The sequence below is a fragment of the Brenneria sp. hezel4-2-4 genome, from assembly GCF_013155275.1.
Classification (GTDB): Bacteria; Pseudomonadota; Gammaproteobacteria; order Enterobacterales; family Enterobacteriaceae; genus Brenneria.
This window is the reverse complement of record NZ_JABJXS010000004.1, coordinates 310,953-327,492: the sequence shown is the minus strand read 5'-3', so window position 1 is coordinate 327,492 and position 16,540 is coordinate 310,953. Positions and strand designations below refer to the sequence as shown.

The 16,540-nt window shown below is 57.3% G+C and carries 16 protein-coding genes; 7 read left to right on the top strand and 9 right to left on the bottom strand.

Annotation, left to right across the window (positions count from 1 at the left end; all coding sequences use genetic code 11):
• Positions 1-175 precede the first annotated feature (175 nt).
• Both HOY33_RS11205 and HOY33_RS11200 read left to right on the top strand, forming a co-directional pair.
• Positions 176-640: a YhbP family protein gene (locus HOY33_RS11205; protein ID WP_172290290.1), complete on the top strand. Its 465-nt coding sequence runs from the start codon at positions 176-178 to the stop codon at positions 638-640.
• A 14-nt stretch (positions 641-654) separates the two neighbouring features.
• Positions 655-1,308 (top strand): NAD(P)H-binding protein, encoded by a 654-nt coding sequence (locus tag HOY33_RS11200; protein ID WP_172290289.1) that lies wholly within the window; start codon positions 655-657, stop codon positions 1,306-1,308.
• Between the two features lie 41 nt (positions 1,309-1,349).
• Here HOY33_RS11200 and nrdG read toward each other — a convergent pair whose 3' ends face one another.
• Both nrdG and nrdD read right to left on the bottom strand, forming a co-directional pair.
• Positions 1,350-1,814: an anaerobic ribonucleoside-triphosphate reductase-activating protein gene (nrdG, locus tag HOY33_RS11195; protein ID WP_172290288.1), complete on the bottom strand. Its 465-nt coding sequence runs from the start codon at positions 1,812-1,814 to the stop codon at positions 1,350-1,352.
• Between the two features lie 57 nt (positions 1,815-1,871).
• A complete protein-coding gene (gene nrdD / locus HOY33_RS11190; protein ID WP_172290287.1) occupies positions 1,872-4,010 on the bottom strand; it encodes an anaerobic ribonucleoside-triphosphate reductase in 2,139 nt (712 codons plus the stop codon).
• 370 nt (positions 4,011-4,380) lie between these two features.
• Between nrdD and HOY33_RS11185 the strand changes: the two genes are divergently transcribed.
• The 5 genes from HOY33_RS11185 (at position 4,381) to HOY33_RS11165 (ending at position 10,376) form a co-directional block, all read left to right on the top strand.
• A complete protein-coding gene (locus HOY33_RS11185; protein WP_172290286.1) occupies positions 4,381-5,286 on the top strand; it encodes a homocysteine S-methyltransferase family protein in 906 nt (301 codons plus the stop codon).
• Positions 5,287-5,369: 83 nt separating this feature from the next.
• Positions 5,370-6,914, top strand: a complete 1,545-nt coding sequence (locus HOY33_RS11180) for an ABC transporter substrate-binding protein (protein WP_172290285.1) — start codon at positions 5,370-5,372, stop codon at positions 6,912-6,914.
• Positions 6,915-6,928: 14 nt separating this feature from the next.
• Positions 6,929-7,915: an ABC transporter permease gene (locus tag HOY33_RS11175; protein ID WP_172290428.1), complete on the top strand. Its 987-nt coding sequence runs from the start codon at positions 6,929-6,931 to the stop codon at positions 7,913-7,915.
• 63 nt (positions 7,916-7,978) lie between these two features.
• Positions 7,979-8,800 carry an ABC transporter permease gene (locus tag HOY33_RS11170; RefSeq protein WP_172290284.1) on the top strand — a complete coding sequence of 274 codons (822 nt, stop codon included), beginning with the start codon at positions 7,979-7,981 and terminating at the stop codon, positions 8,798-8,800.
• The gene (locus HOY33_RS11165; RefSeq protein ID WP_172290283.1) at positions 8,793-10,376 is read left to right on the top strand and encodes an ABC transporter ATP-binding protein; all 1,584 of its coding nucleotides are present in this window, start codon (positions 8,793-8,795) and stop codon (positions 10,374-10,376) included. The genes HOY33_RS11170 and HOY33_RS11165 overlap by 8 nt, the downstream gene beginning before the upstream one ends.
• A gap of 3 nt (positions 10,377-10,379) precedes the next feature.
• Here the strand turns inward: HOY33_RS11165 and HOY33_RS11160 are convergent, their stop codons facing one another.
• The 7 genes from HOY33_RS11160 to pyrB all read right to left on the bottom strand — a co-directional run bounded on the left by HOY33_RS11160 (position 10,380) and on the right by pyrB (position 16,473).
• On the bottom strand, positions 10,380-11,117 hold the full coding sequence (locus HOY33_RS11160; protein WP_172290282.1) for a proteasome-type protease: 738 nt from the start codon (positions 11,115-11,117) through the stop codon (positions 10,380-10,382).
• 22 nt (positions 11,118-11,139) lie between these two features.
• Positions 11,140-11,964, bottom strand: coding sequence for a transglutaminase family protein (locus HOY33_RS11155; protein ID WP_172290281.1), 825 nt, complete (start codon positions 11,962-11,964; stop codon positions 11,140-11,142).
• A complete protein-coding gene (locus HOY33_RS11150; protein ID WP_172290280.1) occupies positions 11,961-12,890 on the bottom strand; it encodes an alpha-E domain-containing protein in 930 nt (309 codons plus the stop codon). The genes HOY33_RS11155 and HOY33_RS11150 overlap by 4 nt, the downstream gene beginning before the upstream one ends.
• The gene (locus HOY33_RS11145; RefSeq protein ID WP_172290279.1) at positions 12,884-14,323 is read right to left on the bottom strand and encodes a circularly permuted type 2 ATP-grasp protein; all 1,440 of its coding nucleotides are present in this window, start codon (positions 14,321-14,323) and stop codon (positions 12,884-12,886) included. The genes HOY33_RS11150 and HOY33_RS11145 overlap by 7 nt, the downstream gene beginning before the upstream one ends.
• A gap of 234 nt (positions 14,324-14,557) precedes the next feature.
• Entirely contained in the window at positions 14,558-14,944 is a 387-nt protein-coding gene (gene ridA, locus HOY33_RS11140; RefSeq protein WP_172290278.1) for a 2-iminobutanoate/2-iminopropanoate deaminase, read from the bottom strand.
• A gap of 113 nt (positions 14,945-15,057) precedes the next feature.
• Positions 15,058-15,522: an aspartate carbamoyltransferase regulatory subunit gene (pyrI, locus tag HOY33_RS11135; protein WP_172290277.1), complete on the bottom strand. Its 465-nt coding sequence runs from the start codon at positions 15,520-15,522 to the stop codon at positions 15,058-15,060.
• 15 nt (positions 15,523-15,537) lie between these two features.
• Entirely contained in the window at positions 15,538-16,473 is a 936-nt protein-coding gene (gene pyrB, locus HOY33_RS11130; RefSeq protein ID WP_172290276.1) for an aspartate carbamoyltransferase, read from the bottom strand.
• Positions 16,474-16,540 lie beyond the last annotated feature (67 nt).

Sequence of the window (16,540 nt, the reverse complement as noted above, 5' to 3'; positions counted from 1 at the left end):
CGTATCGCTTCGACCGCGTTCATCGGCATCGGTCGGTAAAGTCGCTCGTCCCTGTTATCCTTGCCCTTGCCGGGAACTAAAACGATGCCGCTACGGTCAAGATAAGGCTGTCGTACCCGGCGGCGACCGGCAGGATATTGTCGAAAGTTAATGAGCCGTTTTGGCAGGAGAACCGATGGAGACCGAATACGCGCTTGATGCCATCTCCCGTTATTTGAAGAAGCTGCACGTACTGACATTATGCGTAAGCGATAATTCGGATTTATGGTGTGCGAGTTGCTTCTATACTTACGACGAACAGCAGGTGGCTTTTTATCTGATGACGGAGCCGCACACCCGTCATGGCGAGCTGATGCGCCGGCAGCCGCAGGTTGCCGGGACGGTCAGCGGTCAGCCGAAAAGCGTCATGCGAATTAAGGGCGTACAGTTCCGGGCGCAGGCCGAGCAGTTGCAAGGGGAAGACGAGCAGCAGGCGCGAGCGCGTTATAACGCACGGTTTCCGGTCGCCCGCGCGGCAACGACGCCGATATGGCGCTTACGGATAACCGAACTGAAAATGACGGACAACACGCTGGGATTCAGCAAGAAACGTCACTGGCAGCGAACGGCTCATGACGTGGCGATGTTAAAAGACAGATAACCAAAGGAGAATGTATGAGCCGGGTATTGCTGTTAGGGGCTACGGGTCTGGTAGGAAATGAACTGTTGCAACTTTTAAAGGCCAATCACCGGGTTGAAACGATTTACGCGCCTACTCGTAAGCCGTTGCCTTTTTCTGAAAAAGTGGTGAATCCCCATAACGCCGATCTCTCAGTGGCGCTTTCCCAGTTGATTTCTCCTATTGATATCGCTTTTTGCTGCCTGGGTTCCACGCTGAAGGCTGCGGGAAGTAAGCCGGCGTTCCGCTATGTGGATTACACGCTGGTGGTGGAGGGCGCCAAAACGGCGTTGGCGCTGGGAGCGAACCATCTGCTGGTGGTCAGTTCACTCAGCGCCAATGCGGCTTCTCCATTCTTTTATCCACGGGTCAAGGGCGAGATGGAGAAGTCGTTGCGTCAGCAAGGGTGGCAACATCTGACGCTGGCGCGGCCATCGATGCTATTGGGTGAAAGGGTCGACGGCCGGCCTCTGGAGAGCCTGACGGCGCCGATATTCCGCTTTTTTCCGGCGCAATGGCGGGCAATAGACGGGAAAACCGTGGCGCAGGCGCTACTGAATCAGGCCTTTTCGCCTGAGCCTAAAGCCAAGGTGACGGTGTTGGAGTCCGACCAGCTACGCGCGCTGGGCAAGCGGCAACCGCTGCATTAACCAGGCCGTTTTCTGGTTGCCGCGGTTGCGGAAAAGCGGCGTCAGCGCAGGTAATGAATAACCTGGTTGCTGCTGCCCCGCCAGATTAGCGCAGGGTCTTTCAGATCCTGCACAAACTTGCCGTCAACCAGGACGTTGATCAGATCTACAACCTGCCGTTGTTCCGCCGTCAGCTCCGCCAGTACATAACCCGTCCACACCCAGATGTCCTTACCGGGGCACTCCGCCCGTATCCGCTTCACCAGTTGCAGAATCTCAGGCACGTTCTGCGGGTGGAGCGGATCGCCGCCGGATAGCGTAATCCCCTGCCGGGGAATCGTCGTATCCTGAAGATCATTGATGATGCGATCCTGCAATTCCTGGGTAAACGGCTGGCCGGAATTAAGCCGCCAGGTGCTTTTGTTATAGCAACCGGCGCATTGGTGCACACACCCGGAAACAAACAGGGTGCAGCGTGTCCCGGGGCCGTTGACCACATCAACGGGATAATACTGGTGGTAATTCATGTGCGTAAAAGCCGCGTTTGATGAAAATAAGGCCGCGATTTTTGCGGCCTGAGAATATCAACCCAGTTGCCCATTACCTAAGTGTTTGATTCGGCGCTTGACCTCTTCCTGCTTACCGGCGTTAAACGGACGGGCGTCCGGGCTGCCGAGATAACCGCAAACGCGACGGGTGACGGATACGCGGGCCGAATTGTGATTGCCGCATTTCGGGCAGGTAAAGCCCTTGCTGGTGCATTCGAATTCACCGGTGAAGCCGCACTCGTAGCACTCGTCTATCGGCGTGTTGGTGCCGTAGTACGGTACGCGGATATAGCTGTAATCCCAGACGTCTTCCAGCGCTTTCAGGTTATGTTGCAGGTTCGGGTACTCGCCGTAGCAAATGAAACCGCCGTTCGCCAGCGGCGGATAGGGGGATTCAAAGTCGATCTTCTGGTAGGGATTGACCTTCTTCTCCACATCCAGATGGAAGCTGTTGGTGTAATAGCCTTTATCGGTCACGCCCGGAACCACGCCGAATTCCGCCGTGTCTAAACGGCAGAAGCGGTCGCACAGGTTTTCGCTCGGCGTACTGTACAGGCTGAAGCCGTAGCCGGTTTCTTTTTTCCACCGATCGGTGGCGGCTTTCAGATGCGCGACGATCGCCACGGCTTTTTCGCGCAGCATGTCGTTATCAAAAACATGAACCTCGTTGCCGAACAGGGCATTGATGGTTTCATGCAGGCCGATGTAGCCCAGCGAAATGGAGGCGCGTCCGTTCTTGAAGATGTCCGCGACGCTATCGTCCGCTTTTAGGCGCACGCCGCAGGCGCCTTCCATATACAGAATCGGCGCCACGCGCGCTTTTACGTTTTCCAGTCTGGCGATTCGCGTCATCAACGCTTTTTTCGACAGCGCCAGACGCTGGTCAAGCAACGTCCAGAAGCGAACTTCATCACCGTTGGCTTCCAGTGCGATACGCGGCAGATTAAGGCTGATCACGCCCAGATTGTTGCGCCCGTCGTGAATTTGCTTGCCGTCTTCCTCATAAATTCCCAGGAAGCTGCGGCAGCCCATCGGAGTTTTAAACGACCCGGTGACGTTAACGACCTGATCGTAGTTGAGAATATCGGGATACATGCGCTTGCTGGCGCATTCCAGCGCCAACTGCTTGATGTCGTAATTCGGATCGCCGGCCTTGTGGTTCAGGCCGTCGCGAATGGCAAACACCAGCTTGGGGAAAACGGCGGTTTTGTGGTTTTTGCCCAGCCCGGCAATACGGTTACGCAGAATAGATTCCTGAATCAGCCGGGATTCCCAACTGGTGCCCAGCCCAAAACCGAACGTGACGAACGGCGTCTGGCCGTTGGCGGTATGCAGCGTATTGACTTCGTATTCCAGCGACTGGAAGGCGTCGTAGCACTCTTTTTCCGTACGGGTACGGGCGTAGCTATCGGCGTCGGGAATATGCCATTCTTTGGCCACCGCCTTGTGCTTTTCATGACTGGCGGCCACAAACGGCGCCAGAATTTCATCGATGCGATTAATGGTTGTGCCGCCATAAATGTGGCTGGCGACCTGCGCGATAATCTGAGCGGTGACGGCGGTGGCGGTCGAGATGGATTTTGGCGGTTCGATTTCCGCGTTCCCCATCTTGAATCCTTTGGTCAACATGCCGTCCAGATCGATCAGCATACAGTTGAACATCGGGAAGAACGGGGAGTAATCGAGATCGTGATAGTGAATTTCGCCGCGTTCGTGAGCGAGCACGACATCGCGCGGTAAAATGTACTGCTTGGCATAGTGCTTGGCGACAATCCCCGCCAGCAGATCGCGCTGGGTGGGGATCACTTTACTGTCTTTGTTGGCGTTTTCGTTCAGCAGCGCCATGTTGCTCTGTTCAACCAGACCGCGGATTTCCTGATTGAGACGGCCCTGACGTTCACGCGCCACATCGCGATCATGACGATATTCAATATAGGTACGGGCCAACTGTTTGTAGTTGCCGGACATCAGCAGGTTTTCCACCGCGTCCTGGATTTCGCGAATATCCACGCGCGATTTACCCTGCATTTGTTGAGCGACCGCACAGGCTACGGTTGCGCAGTAATCCGCATCGTCGATGCCCGCCGCCTGTGCCGCGCGCTCGACCGCCTCTTTGATGCGTACTTCATCAAAAGGTACCTGGCAACCATCCCGTTTAATCACTACTGGTTTCACGTTCTGTTCCTCTGTCAGGTTATCCACAAGCGAAAACCACAGCGCACAAGGGCTGCGGGGGCTGTGGATGATATTGTGGATAAACACTATATATAGGTGATGTTTATAGGATAGGCACTATATATTGAATTTGCATAGGGGTGTTCGCACTTTTATTGCTGTAAAATTGACGTAGAGCAAAGAAAATCAAATGTCGTAGAGAATTCGTACTTGTACAAAATATGACCAAAAACCAACCACCGTCAGCGAAGGCTTGGCGGACGCGGCATTACAATGGATTACCGTTATTTAGCTATCAAGGCATCTAGACATCCAGATGTGTTTTAAGTAAGGTGAACGCACTTTTTATTGATTCGGCAGGGGAATGACCATGGCGGAAAGCATTCTGATTCTGGACGGGGGAATGGGGCGTGAACTGGCGCGTGTCGGGGCGCCTTTTCGTCAGCCGGAGTGGTCGGCGTTGGCGCTGATGGAATCGCCGCAACATGTTCGGCAAGTGCATGACAGCTTTATCGCGGCGGGCGCGCAGGTCATTACCACCAACAGTTACGCCGTCGTTCCTTTTCATATCGGCGATGACGTCTTCTCGGCGCGTGGCCGGGAGCTGGCGGAGTTGGCCGGGAAGCTGGCCCGGGACGCGGCGGATGCCGCCGGCGGCGTACGGGTGGCGGGCTCGCTGCCGCCGGTTTTGGGATCCTATCGCCCCGATCTGTTTGACGCCGAGGCCGCGGCGCCGATTCTGCGGGTATTGATTGAGGCGCTCAGCCCATATGTGGATGTGTGGCTGGCGGAAACGCAGGGCTCGCTGGCTGAAGTCGCGCTGGTGCGCGAGCTGCTGTCTGACGACACGCGCGAGCTGTGGTTCTCTTTCACGCTGGAAGATGACGTCGACCAACAGGGCCATGCCCATTTGCGATCCGGCGAAACCGTCACCGCCGCGGCTGAAACCGCGATCCGGCTCGGCGCGAGTAGCCTGCTGTTCAACTGTAGCCGTCCCGAAGTGATGGCGCCGGCGGTGAAACAGGCCAAATCCGTTCTCCTCCAGCGTCAGTCCGCCATTAATATTGGCGTGTATGCCAACGCCTTTGAACCTGAAGATAATCAGCGCGGCGCCAATGAAGGCTTGAGCCGCCTGAGAAGCGATACCCACCCGGAAGGCTACCTGCAACTGGCCCGGGAGTGGGCGGCGCAGGGCGCAACGATGGTGGGGGGCTGTTGCGGCATTGGCCCGGAGCATATCGCCCGTCTGGCGCAATCGTTGCCGCGTCAGGCATAAAAGACACGCTTTCCGTTTATTTTCGCTAACGATAATAACCATATCATTCCACCAGGATGGAATAACCAAGGGAATATAACATCATGAATCGCCGTCATTTTATCAAGGGAGCCTGCGCGGTTTCCGTCGCGGCCGCAACCGCGGGCTGGCCGTTGGGCTATGCCTGGGGGGCGCAAGCCAATGACACGCCGCAGAAAGGCGGGCACCTGATTGTGGGCGTGGACAACGCTTCCAGCACCGACCGTCTCGATCCCGCGTTCTGGTTTGAAACCTACATGTATTTTGTCGGCTCGCAGTTGTTCAACAATCTGGTTGAACTGGATGAAAAAGGCGAACTGATCCCCTCGCTGGCGGAGTCCTGGGAGAGCGCGGAAGGCGGCCGTACCTGGATTTTGAAAATCCGTTCCGGCGTAACTTTCCACGATGGTCGCCCGTTGACGGCGAAAGATGTGATTTACTCCCTGAACCACCATCGCGGCGAAAAATCCAGCTCGGCGGTAAAAGGCTATTTGGACCCGGTCACCTCGCTGGAAGCGACGGCGACACATGAAGTCACCCTTCGCCTTAACGAACCGAATGTCGAATTTATTGCGCTGCTGAGCGATGTGCACTTCGCCATCACGCCGGAAAACGAATCCTTTGATAAAGGGATCGGCACCGGCGCGTTTATTCTGGAAAGCTTCCAGCCGGGCGTGCGTACGCTTGTGAAGCGCAACCCGAATCACTGGAACAGCGAACGCGGGCACGTCGATTCGGTGGAGACGCTGGCGATGAACGATTCCACCGCGCGCGTGGCGGCGCTGGTCAGCGGTTCCGCCCATATCATCAACCGCGTGAACCCGCGCATTGTCAGCCGCATTGAAAAGATGCCGAATCTGCAATTGCTGCGCTCGCGCGATGCGTTTATTTTCACTTTCCCCGGGTTGGGCAACGTCGCGCCGTTCACCTCGCTGGATGGACGTCTGGCGCTGAAGTACGCCATCGATCGTCAGCAGATCGTCGATACCGTGCTGGGCGGTTACGCCAGCGTGGCGAACGATAACCCCGTCTTCCCGTCGAATCGCTATTTCGCCAAAGACATTCCACAGCGTCCCTACGACGCGGAAAAGGCCAAGTATCACTGGCAGAAAGCCGGATTCAACGGCCCGCTGGTGCTGTCCGTCGCCGATGCCGGTTTCCCCGGCGCGGTGGATGCCGGTCAGCTCTATCAGGCTTCCGCCCAGCGCGCCGGCATTCCGCTGACGGTGGAACGCGTACCGGACGATGCCTTCTGGGATAACGTGTGGATGAAAAAACCGTTCGTTTCTTCCAACTGGTCGATGCGCCCAACGGCCGATGCGCTGCTGTCGCTGGTGTTTACCAGTCAGGCGCCGTGGAATGAATCGTTCTGGCATGAGCCGGCTTTTGACCAACTGGTGCAGTCTGCGCGCGGCGAACAGAATGAAGACACGCGCCGTCAGATTTACCACGATATTCAACTGATGTTGGTGGAACAGGGCAGCGAGATTATCCCGCTGTATGCCGATGCGTTGGATGCGTGCAGCACCAAAGTCAAAGGCCTGAATGCCATCCCCGGCTTCCCGCTGAGCGGCAATCGCGCCGCGGAGAAAGTGTGGCTGGCAAGCTGAATACAGGTAATGTGATGTTAGGTAACGGCTGGTTTTTTAGCGCGCGATCCCCACTGCTGATGATGATTATGCGTCGTCTGCTGGTGGGCGTGGCGATGATTGCCGTGGTGTCGGTGCTGATTTTTGCCGGCATTCAATTACTGCCGGGCAACCCGGCGGCGGCTATTCTGGGGCAGTCCGCCACGCCGGAAGCGGTGCAGGCGCTGAACCTGCAACTGGGGCTAGACCAACCGGCCCTATCCCGTTATCTCTCCTGGCTGGGCGGGATAGTACAGGGGGATTTCGGGCAGAGCTTCACCAGCCGCCAGAATATCGCTCCGGTGCTGCTCGCGCGTCTTGAAAATACGCTGTTTCTGGCCGGCGTCACCGCCGCGGTGGCGGTGCCGCTGGCCTTGCTGATGGGATTCCTTTCCGTGCGCTATCAGGGGAGTTGGCTCGATCAACTGATAAGCCTGTTTACCCGTACGGCGGTGGCGCTGCCGGAGTTCTTCTCCGGCTATCTTCTGATCCTGATTTTCTCTATTACCTTGTTCTGGCTGCCCAGCAACAGCAGCGTGAGCGACGGAATGCCGTTATCAGCACGACTGAGCGCGATAGCCTTGCCCTGTATCACGCTGGTGCTGGCGGTGCTGGGACATATGAGCAATATGACCCGCGCGGCGCTGATCAACGCGCAGAACGCCGCCTATGTCGATACCGCCTTGCTGAAAGGCATTTCGCCTTCCGCTATCTTGCTGCGTCATGTGCTGCCGAATGCCTGGGGGCCGATTATCAACGTTATCGTGCTGAACCTGGCTTACCTGATGGTCGGCGTGGTGATCGTGGAGAACGTTTTCGTTTATGCCGGGCTGGGGCAGTATATGGTCGACAGCATCAGCAAACGCGATATGCCGGTGATCCAGGGCTGTGCGCTGGTGCTGGCGGCGATTTATATCTTGTTGAACCTGGTTGCGGATGTGGTGGCGCTGATCGCCAATCCCCGTCTGCGTCATGCCCGCTGATCCCCGGAACAGAGTAAGCCATGCGAGAGAATGCACTATGCTGAGAAAAAGGGCGCCGACTGAATGCCTGTAATAAAACCTTCCGTACTGCTCGGCCTGCTGGGGCTGGGCGGGTTTATTTTCGTGGCGCTGCTGGCGCCGTGGATTGCTCCTTATCCGGCTGAACAGGTGATCGGCGGCGCCTGGCTGGGGCCGACGGATAGCGCCCTGCTGGGGACGGACAATCTGGGCAGGGATCTGTTCTCGCGCCTGATCTGGGGGACGCGTACCTCGCTGGCGGTCACCGCGCTGGCGGCGCTGCTGGCCTTCTTGCTTGGCACGCTGCTGGGGTTTTTGGCCGGCGTATGCGGCGGCTGGGCGGATCAGTTGATTTCGCGGGTGAATGACGTGCTGATGGCGATCCCGACGCTGATTCTGGCGCTGGTGGTGCTGGCGATGTTGCCGAAGAGCACGTTGACCATCATTCTGGTGCTCGGGGGGCTTGAAGCCACGCGGGTATTGCGGGTGGCCCGCGCGCTGGCGGTAGATATCGCCGCCCAGGAATTTATTGAGGTGGCGCGGATGCGCGGCGAATCCATGCGCTGGATCCTGTGGCGGGAAATCTTGCCGAACGCATTGACCACGCTGGTGGCCGAGTTTGCCATGCGCTTTATCTTCATCCTGCTGTTTCTTTCCGCGCTGTCGTTTCTCGGCATGGGCATCCAGCCGCCGACGGCGGACTGGGGCGGATTGGCGCGCGACAATAAAGACGGCATCCTGTTTGGCGTCTGGGCGGCGCTGGTGCCGGGGGCGGCCATCGCCCTGCTGGCGGTGTCGCTGAACGCGGTGGCCGACTGGCTGCTGAGCCGTAACGAACGCAACTGGCGCGGAGGCCGGCATGGCTGATTTATTGCGCGTTGAACAACTGCGCGTGGCGGCCGGCGATCAGACGCTGGTACAGGACATCTCTTTCAGCCTGAAAAAAGGCGAAGTGCTGGGGCTGATTGGCGAATCCGGCGCCGGGAAATCCACCATCGGCCAGGCTATTCTCGGCCATTGCCGTCATGGCATGCGGATTCAGCACGGGAAGATCTGGTTTCACAATACCGATCTGGCGGCGCTCCCGGCGCGGCAACTGCGTAAAATACGCGGCAGGCGCATTGCCTACGTGGCGCAGTCGGCCAGCGCGGCGTTTAATCCGGCGCAAACCATCGGCGAACAGGTGATTGAAGCCGCGGTACGCCATCGAGTGCTGTCTCGCCGCCAGGCCACCGAACGGGCGCTGACGCTGTTCGAGCAGCTTTCCCTGCCGCAACCGGCGCTGTTTTTCAAACGTTATCCGCATCAGGTATCCGGCGGCCAGCTTCAGCGGGCGATGATAGCGATGGCGATGTGCGCCGGCCCTGAGCTGATTATCTTTGATGAACCGACCACGGCGCTGGACGTCACCACGCAACTGGGGGTGCTGAAGGCGATCGACGACATTATTCGTTTAACCGGCGTCGCCGCGCTGTATATCAGTCACGATCTGGCGGTGGTGGCCCAGCTCAGCAACCGTATTATGGTGTTGCGTCACGGCCGTCAGGTTGAAACGGGCGAAACGGCGCAACTGCTGGCCCAGCCCAAAGAAGCCTATACCCGGCAACTGTTGCAGGTGAGAGGCGAGCGCAAGCAGCCTCAGCCGCCGCTGAACACGGCGCTGCTGGATATCCGTTCGGTCAGTGTTCACTACGATCGGCAACGCGTGCTGGATTCGGTTTCCCTGCAACTAAGCCGCGGACGGACGCTGGCGGTGATCGGCGAATCGGGTTCGGGGAAATCGACGTTGGGCCGGGCGGTGTGCGGGTTGCTCGCTCCGAGCGACGGCGACATTTCGCTGGCGGGCGAACCTCTGCCTGCGAGACTGGCGAAGCGTACCCGGCGGCAGTTGCAATCGATACAGATGATCCATCAGCATCCGGATACGGCGCTGAACCCTCGCTTGACGGTGGGCGTGCAGATTGAACGCGCCATCGCCTGCCTGACGGATTTACCCGCGGCCTTGCGGCGCGAGCGCGTTGGTGAGTTGCTGCATCAGGTGGGGTTGCCGGCGACGGTTGCCGAACGCTATCCGGCATCGCTTTCCGGCGGTCAGAAGCAACGCGTCTGCATTGCCCGGGCGCTGGCGGCTTCGCCGGCGGTGATCGTCTGTGACGAACCGACCTCCGCGTTGGATCCGCTGGTGGCGCGCGATGTACTGGCGCTATTGGCCAGGATTCAGCAGGAGACCGGGGTCTCTTATCTGTTTATCACTCACGATCTGCATGTGGTTCGTGAAGTGGCGGACAGCGTGGCGGTCCTGAGAAACGGGCGGATTATTCGTCAGGGCGCGGCTGACGACGCGTTATCGCCGCCGCTGGATGATTACACGCAGCGGCTGCTGAATGCCGTACCGGAAATGCGCTGCGGCTGGCTACAGCAGGCGATGGCCGCTGCCGATTGACGGCTATTGGGTTATCTCAGGGAAGGGCGGCAACTGCCGAAAGGTATGCAGCAATCCTTCCGCCCACGCCTTACGGATGGTGGTGAAATAGGCGTTATGCTCGGTGATGCGCTGTTGTTTGCTGACGTCGAAGCTGTTATTGCGATAAATCATCACATCCAGCGGCAGCCCGACGGACAGGTTGCTGCGCAGGGTGGAGTCAATAGAGATCAACGCACAGCACATGGCCTGTTCCAGTGGCGTATCCATGCTTAGCACGCGGTCGATAATCGGTTTGCCGTATTTGCTTTCGCCGATTTGGAAATAAGGCGTATCGCGGGTGGCTTCGATAAAGTTGCCTTCGGGATAAATATGGAACAACCGCGGTTCTTCATCACCAATCTGACCGCCCAGCAGCAGATTGCAGCCGAAGTTGGTATTGCTGCCGCTCTGCTGGGATTGGCTATCGCGGTGGATCACTTCACGCACGGTTTCTCCCAGCAAGGTGGCGGCGTCATACAGGGAACCGACCTGCATCAGGTTCGGCGTGTGCTGCGCCTCGATGCGGGCGCTGAGCAGGCTGATGATACTCTGGGTGGTAGCCAGATTGCCGGCGCATTGGAGCACCAGCACGCGCTCACCGTCATGATGAAAAACATGCAGTTTTTTGAACGTTGCAATGTGATCGACGCCGGCATTGGTGCGGGAATCGGAAGCGAATACCAAACCGTCGGACAGACGCATGGCCACACAGTACGTCATAGAGTACCTTTTGGTTAAAAATTTACTGTTGCTGCTGTACCTGCTGTTGCTGTTCAAACAGGCGGACTTCAGCCTCTGAAAACATCTCTTCACACCCGCCGCCGAGCCGCGTGCCGCGTACCGGACAGGCATCCAGATAATCCATGCCTACGGCCAGCCACAGGTGTTGATGGAGCTGCCGGGTGTTATTGGTAATATCAAATCCTTGCCAGCGCTCGTTCAGCCAGATTTCGGCCCAGGCGTGCATGGCCACATGCTGGGTATCCTGACTATACACGTAACCGCTTACGTAGCGGGCCGGAATATTCAGGCTGCGGCAGCAGGCCAGGAAGACATGGGTATGATCCTGACAAACGCCTTTCTGCATGGCGAAAGCCTCCGCCGCGGTATCCTGAACCTGCGTGGCGCCGGGAGTATACGGCATTTTCAACTGTAATTCCGCCATCAGCGTGTTCAGACTTTCCTCCGGCGCATCGGGCCGGTAATAGCGTTTTGCAAACGCACGAATGCTGCCGTCGGCTTCGGTCAGCGGCGTGGTGCGCAGAAACACCAGCGGCGAGAGCGTATCCTCCATGCTGGTCTGGTAGGACTCTTCTGCATTATCGGCGATTTCCACCACGCCTTGAGCGTGAATGGTGATGTCGTGATGCGGAACATCGAGGGTCAGCACGTGCAGGACATTACCGTAAGCATCGGTGGTGGCGACGGCTGAAGCGGGCAGCGTCAGGCGCCACTCGCGGATCTGCTGGCGGGCTGAGTTCTGCGGCGTCAAACGCAGGTACTGGGTGCTGAATTTCACCTCTTCATCATAGTGATAATGCGTCAGGTGATTAATGGTCAGTTTCATAGCGCCTCCAGATAGGTATGGCGGATGCTGTCAGCCAGTTCATTGATTTTACTAATGAAGTGATTCAAATAAGTATCCAGACCTTCGGCGATGATGTCGTCAAGAGAACTGAAGCGCAGTTCGACGTGCAGAAGATGGGCAAGACGGTGGGGAACCTTGGCCCGCTGACTGCCGATCGCCTCCAACTGCTGCACCAGATCGCCGATACAGGCGTGCAGCGAACGCGGCACATCCTCACGCAACACCAGTAATTCGGTGACGGTTTCACGGCTGATCGGCTGGCGATAGATGCTGTGATAGGCTTCCCGGGCGCTTACGGCCCGCAGCAGCGTATCCAGCCGGTAGTATTCCCGTACCGGATCGGGATCGCTGTTCAACTGCTGATCTTTCAGGCTGAGCAACTGGGCGGTGGCGTAGGCGCGTTCGATCAGGGTGCCAAGCCGAATAAAGCACTGGGCGTCGTTACGCAGCAGGGTGCCGAATATCGCGCCCCGAAAAAGGTGGGCCCGCTCTTTCACCCAGTCAAAGAACGCATCAATGCCGATTTTATCCACCCCCTGATGGCGCAGATTGCGGATATCGATGCGGGTGGTGTTGATACATTCCCATACTTCCGAGGACAGGCTGCCGCGCACGGCATGGGCATTGTTCCAGGCCATTTCAATACAGTTGTAGATACTGCTGGGGTTCTGGCTGTCCAGCGCAAAAAAGTTCAGCAGGTTATCCATGGAGAAACGAGCGTAACGATGCTGAAACAGCTCATGCGTATGGGTCAGGTTCAGCGGTAGCGCCAGATCGCGCTGCTGCTGACTGTGACGCGGCATCATGGAGAGTTTGTAGGTCACGTCCAGCACGCGGGCGAGGCCTTCCGCCCGCTCCAGATAGCGGGCCATCCAATACAGTTCACTGGCTGTGCGGCTTAACATGATTCGTCCTCCTCCATGACCCAGGTATCTTTGGTGCCGCCGCCCTGTGAAGAGTTGACCACCAAGGAGCCTTCCGTAAGCGCCACGCGGGTTAAACCGCCGGGGATCAGCCGGATCTCCTCTCCCGAAAGGGCGAATGGGCGCAGGTCAATGTGACGGGGAGCCAGTCCGTCCTCGACGAAAGTAGGGCAGGTGGACAGCGCCAGCGTTTCCTGGGCGATGTAATTGTGCGGGTTAGCCAACAGCCGCAGGCGGAAATCCTCAATCTGCTGGCGTGTCGCCCGCGGGCCGACCAACATGCCGTAGCCGCCGGCGCCGTGAACCTCTTTCACCACCATGCTGTCCAGATTGTCGAGCACATAGCTCAATGCTTTGGGATCGCGGCACTGCCAGGTGGGGATGTTGCCCAGAATCGGTTCTTCGGACAGGTAAAAACGGATCATGTCCGGCACGTAAGGATAGATGGACTTGTCATCCGCCACGCCGGTGCCGATCGCGTTGGCCAGCACTACGCCGCCGGCGCGATACACCGACAGCAGACCCGGCACGCCGAGCATGGAATCGGCGCGGAAGGCCAGCGGATCGAGGAACGCGTCATCCACGCGGCGATAAATCACGTCCACCTGGCAAGGGCCTTCGGTGGTGCGCATATAGACGGCCCCCTCTTTGACGAACAGATCGGCGCTTTCCACCAGCTCAACGCCCATCTGCTGCGCCAGAAAGCTGTGTTCAAAATAGGCGCTGTTGAAGCGTCCCGGCGTCAATACCACCACGGTAGGGTCGTCCACCAGCGTGCTTTCGCGCAGCGTTTGCAGCAGGTAGCTGGGGTAGCGTTCGACGGGGGCGATATGTTGGCTGGCGAACAGATCCGGGTACAAGCGCATCATCATCTTGCGATTTTCCAGCATATAGGAGACGCCGGACGGGGTGCGCAGATTGTCTTCCAGCACGTAATAATTGCCGTCGCTGTTGCGCACCATATCGATACCGGTGATATGGGCGTAAATATTGTTGTGTAAATCCACGCCCTGCATACAGGGTTGGTATTGATCGTTCGCCAGCACCTGTTCGTGGGGAATAATGCCGGCTTTGAGAATATGCTGCTGATGATAGATATCGTAGAGAAACGCATTCAGCGCCTGTACCCGCTGGCGGATGCCGAGATCGAGCTGACGCCATTCATGGGCGGGAATAATCCGCGGTACGCTGTCGAAAGGAATTAAACGCTCGGTGCCGCCTTCTTCGCCGTAGACGTTAAAGGTGATGCCGACGCGGTGAAACAGCAGTTCAGCCTGCTCCTTTTTCTGTCTGATGGCCTGCTGGTCGGTTTGTTGCAACCATTGCCAATAGGAATTGTAGTGCTGGCGTTGCCTGCCTTCTACGGAGAGCATCTCATCGTAGTAAGACGGTGTCGGAAGCGTCATTTTTATCATGGTCATCCCCTGCATCACGCTTAATAGCGATAATAGTGCAATGCATAAAATGCGCCATTTCAGCGAAACGTGTCGCCATCATTATTTAGCCAACGATTTCGCACTCTATTGGGGCGGCCGTTGACGTGCCTGCACCGCGGCGGTTCGCTTCAGGGAGTAAGGCGGAGAGCGAGACAATAAAAAAGACGCAACCATCATGGTGCGTCTTTTTACATTTATGACCAATGACAGGGCTTAGCGACGAACGGCGATCGCTTCAATTTCGATTTTCACGTCTTTTGGCAGACGAGCGACTTCAACGCAGGAGCGCGCCGGGAAAGGCGCATCGTGTTCGGTAAAGAAAGCTTCATAGGCCGCATTGACGGTGGAAAAATCATTCAGATCCTTAACGAACACCGTGGTTTTGACGATATCGGAAACCTTCAGACCGGCGGCTTCGACAATCGCCTTGACGTTAGTCAGCGACTGGCGCGTCTGTGCCGTAATGTCGTCGGCGACCAGGCCGCTTTTCGGGTTAACCGGAATTTGACCGGAAGTGATGATCATGCTGCCGAGATCGACGCCTTGTACATAGGGGCCGATGGCGGCGGGAGCCTGTTCGGTGCTGATGGTGCGTGACATGGTATCTCCTGATTGGGACGTAAAAGGAACGCGAGTGCTGCCATTATTCAAAAAAGCCCTGCTTCAGGCAATGTCTGCGAGCGGGGCAATCGAAGAAAGCGCGGCAGCGATGCTTAGCGATCCTGCAAGACAGCCTGACGCTCGAACTCTTTTTCGCAGTATTTACATTTCAGATGGACGTCGCCTTCACGCTGTTTGACCCTGAACGAAGACGACACCGGTTCGCTGCGGCTGATGCAATTGCTGTTCGGACAGGTTAAGACATCGTCGATATGATCGGGCAGCGTCGGCGCCAGTTTGCGCACCACATCGTAATCATCGATCTGATTAACGGTGGCCTGCGGCGCATACATCGCCAGTTGATTGGCCTGTTGCTCGGTCAGGAAGACGTTCTCAATCTTGATCAGATCCTTGCGGCCCAGTTGGTTTGAAGGCAGGTTCAGACCGATGGTGATGCGCTGGTCGGTTGCGGTCAGCTTGAATAACGTCAGCAGCTTAAAACCCACCTGTGCGGGAATATGGTCGATAACCGTGCCACGCTTGATGGCTTCCACCTGTAATTTATTATCGTGAGTCATGACTCTTCCTCTCTCTCACAGAACCAGTTCGCGATTCAGTACCAGCGCCAGCAAAGCCTGACGCGCGTAGATGCCATTTCCCGCCTGTTGGAAATAGTAAGCGTAGGGCGTTTTATCCACATCGATAGTGATTTCGTCGACGCGCGGCAGGGGATGCAGCACTTTCAGGTTGGCGCGCGCATCGTTCAGGTCGGCGGCCCGCAGCACGAACTGAGACTTGATGTTGATGTATTCCGACGGATCCAGACGCTCTTTCTGCACCCGCGTCATATACAGAATATCCAGCTCGGAGACCACTTCCTCAATGCTGTTGTGCAGGCTGTAGGGAATATTTTTTTCTTCCAGCATGGTCAGAATGTAGTCCGGCATCGCCAGTGCGTCCGGGGCGATAAAGTAAAAGCGGTTGCCGTCGAATTTCGCCAGCGCCTGCGTCAGCGAATGCACGGTGCGCCCATATTTCAGGTCGCCCACCATGGCGATATTGATGTTGCTCAGGCGTCCCTGGGTTTCCTGAATGGTAAACAGATCGAGCAGCGTTTGCGACGGGTGCTGGTTGGCGCCATCGCCGGCGTTCAGTACCGGAATGCCGCCGGAAAATTCCGCGGCCAGACGGGATGCCCCTTCCTGCGGGTGCCGCATGACGATCGCATCCACATACTGGCTGATAACCGAGATGGTGTCGGCCAGCGTTTCGCCTTTTTTGCCCAACGAAGTGTTACTGCTGTCGGCGAAGCCCACCACCGAGGCGCCCAGACGATGTATCGCGGTTTCAAAGGATAAGCGCGTACGCGTCGATGCTTCGAAAAAACAGCTGGCAATCACTTTGTGCTTTAACAGCTCAGGCTGCGGGTTGGCTTTCAGGCTGGCGGCAACCTGCAATGCCAGTTCCAACTCCCCTCGGCTGAGGTCGTTAATTGAAATGATGTGTTTTTGATAAAGCGGATTGACCATTTTTGTTTTTCTCCTTACGGTTAGGCCGGAAAACAGATATCGCGTCTGACGTGCCCTGGATAACAGG

What these genes read in the sequence shown, in the direction of transcription:
- HOY33_RS11155 (WP_172290281.1), bottom strand. Translation starts at nt 11,964, where the DNA reads ATGAAACTGACCATTAATCACCTGACGCATTATCACTATGATGAAGAG.
- HOY33_RS11160 (WP_172290282.1), bottom strand. Translation starts at nt 11,117, where the DNA reads ATGACGTACTGTGTGGCCATGCGTCTGTCCGACGGTTTGGTATTCGCT.
- HOY33_RS11150 (WP_172290280.1), bottom strand. Translation starts at nt 12,890, where the DNA reads ATGTTAAGCCGCACAGCCAGTGAACTGTATTGGATGGCCCGCTATCTG.
- HOY33_RS11185 (WP_172290286.1), top strand. Translation starts at nt 4,381, where the DNA reads ATGGCGGAAAGCATTCTGATTCTGGACGGGGGAATGGGGCGTGAACTG.
- HOY33_RS11145 (WP_172290279.1), bottom strand. Translation starts at nt 14,323, where the DNA reads ATGATAAAAATGACGCTTCCGACACCGTCTTACTACGATGAGATGCTC.
- pyrB (WP_172290276.1), bottom strand. Translation starts at nt 16,473, where the DNA reads ATGGTCAATCCGCTTTATCAAAAACACATCATTTCAATTAACGACCTC.
- nrdG (WP_172290288.1), bottom strand. Translation starts at nt 1,814, where the DNA reads ATGAATTACCACCAGTATTATCCCGTTGATGTGGTCAACGGCCCCGGG.
- HOY33_RS11170 (WP_172290284.1), top strand. Translation starts at nt 7,979, where the DNA reads ATGCCTGTAATAAAACCTTCCGTACTGCTCGGCCTGCTGGGGCTGGGC.
- HOY33_RS11175 (WP_172290428.1), top strand. Translation starts at nt 6,929, where the DNA reads ATGTTAGGTAACGGCTGGTTTTTTAGCGCGCGATCCCCACTGCTGATG.
- pyrI (WP_172290277.1), bottom strand. Translation starts at nt 15,522, where the DNA reads ATGACTCACGATAATAAATTACAGGTGGAAGCCATCAAGCGTGGCACG.
- HOY33_RS11200 (WP_172290289.1), top strand. Translation starts at nt 655, where the DNA reads ATGAGCCGGGTATTGCTGTTAGGGGCTACGGGTCTGGTAGGAAATGAA.
- HOY33_RS11205 (WP_172290290.1), top strand. Translation starts at nt 176, where the DNA reads ATGGAGACCGAATACGCGCTTGATGCCATCTCCCGTTATTTGAAGAAG.
- HOY33_RS11165 (WP_172290283.1), top strand. Translation starts at nt 8,793, where the DNA reads ATGGCTGATTTATTGCGCGTTGAACAACTGCGCGTGGCGGCCGGCGAT.
- HOY33_RS11180 (WP_172290285.1), top strand. Translation starts at nt 5,370, where the DNA reads ATGAATCGCCGTCATTTTATCAAGGGAGCCTGCGCGGTTTCCGTCGCG.
- ridA (WP_172290278.1), bottom strand. Translation starts at nt 14,944, where the DNA reads ATGTCACGCACCATCAGCACCGAACAGGCTCCCGCCGCCATCGGCCCC.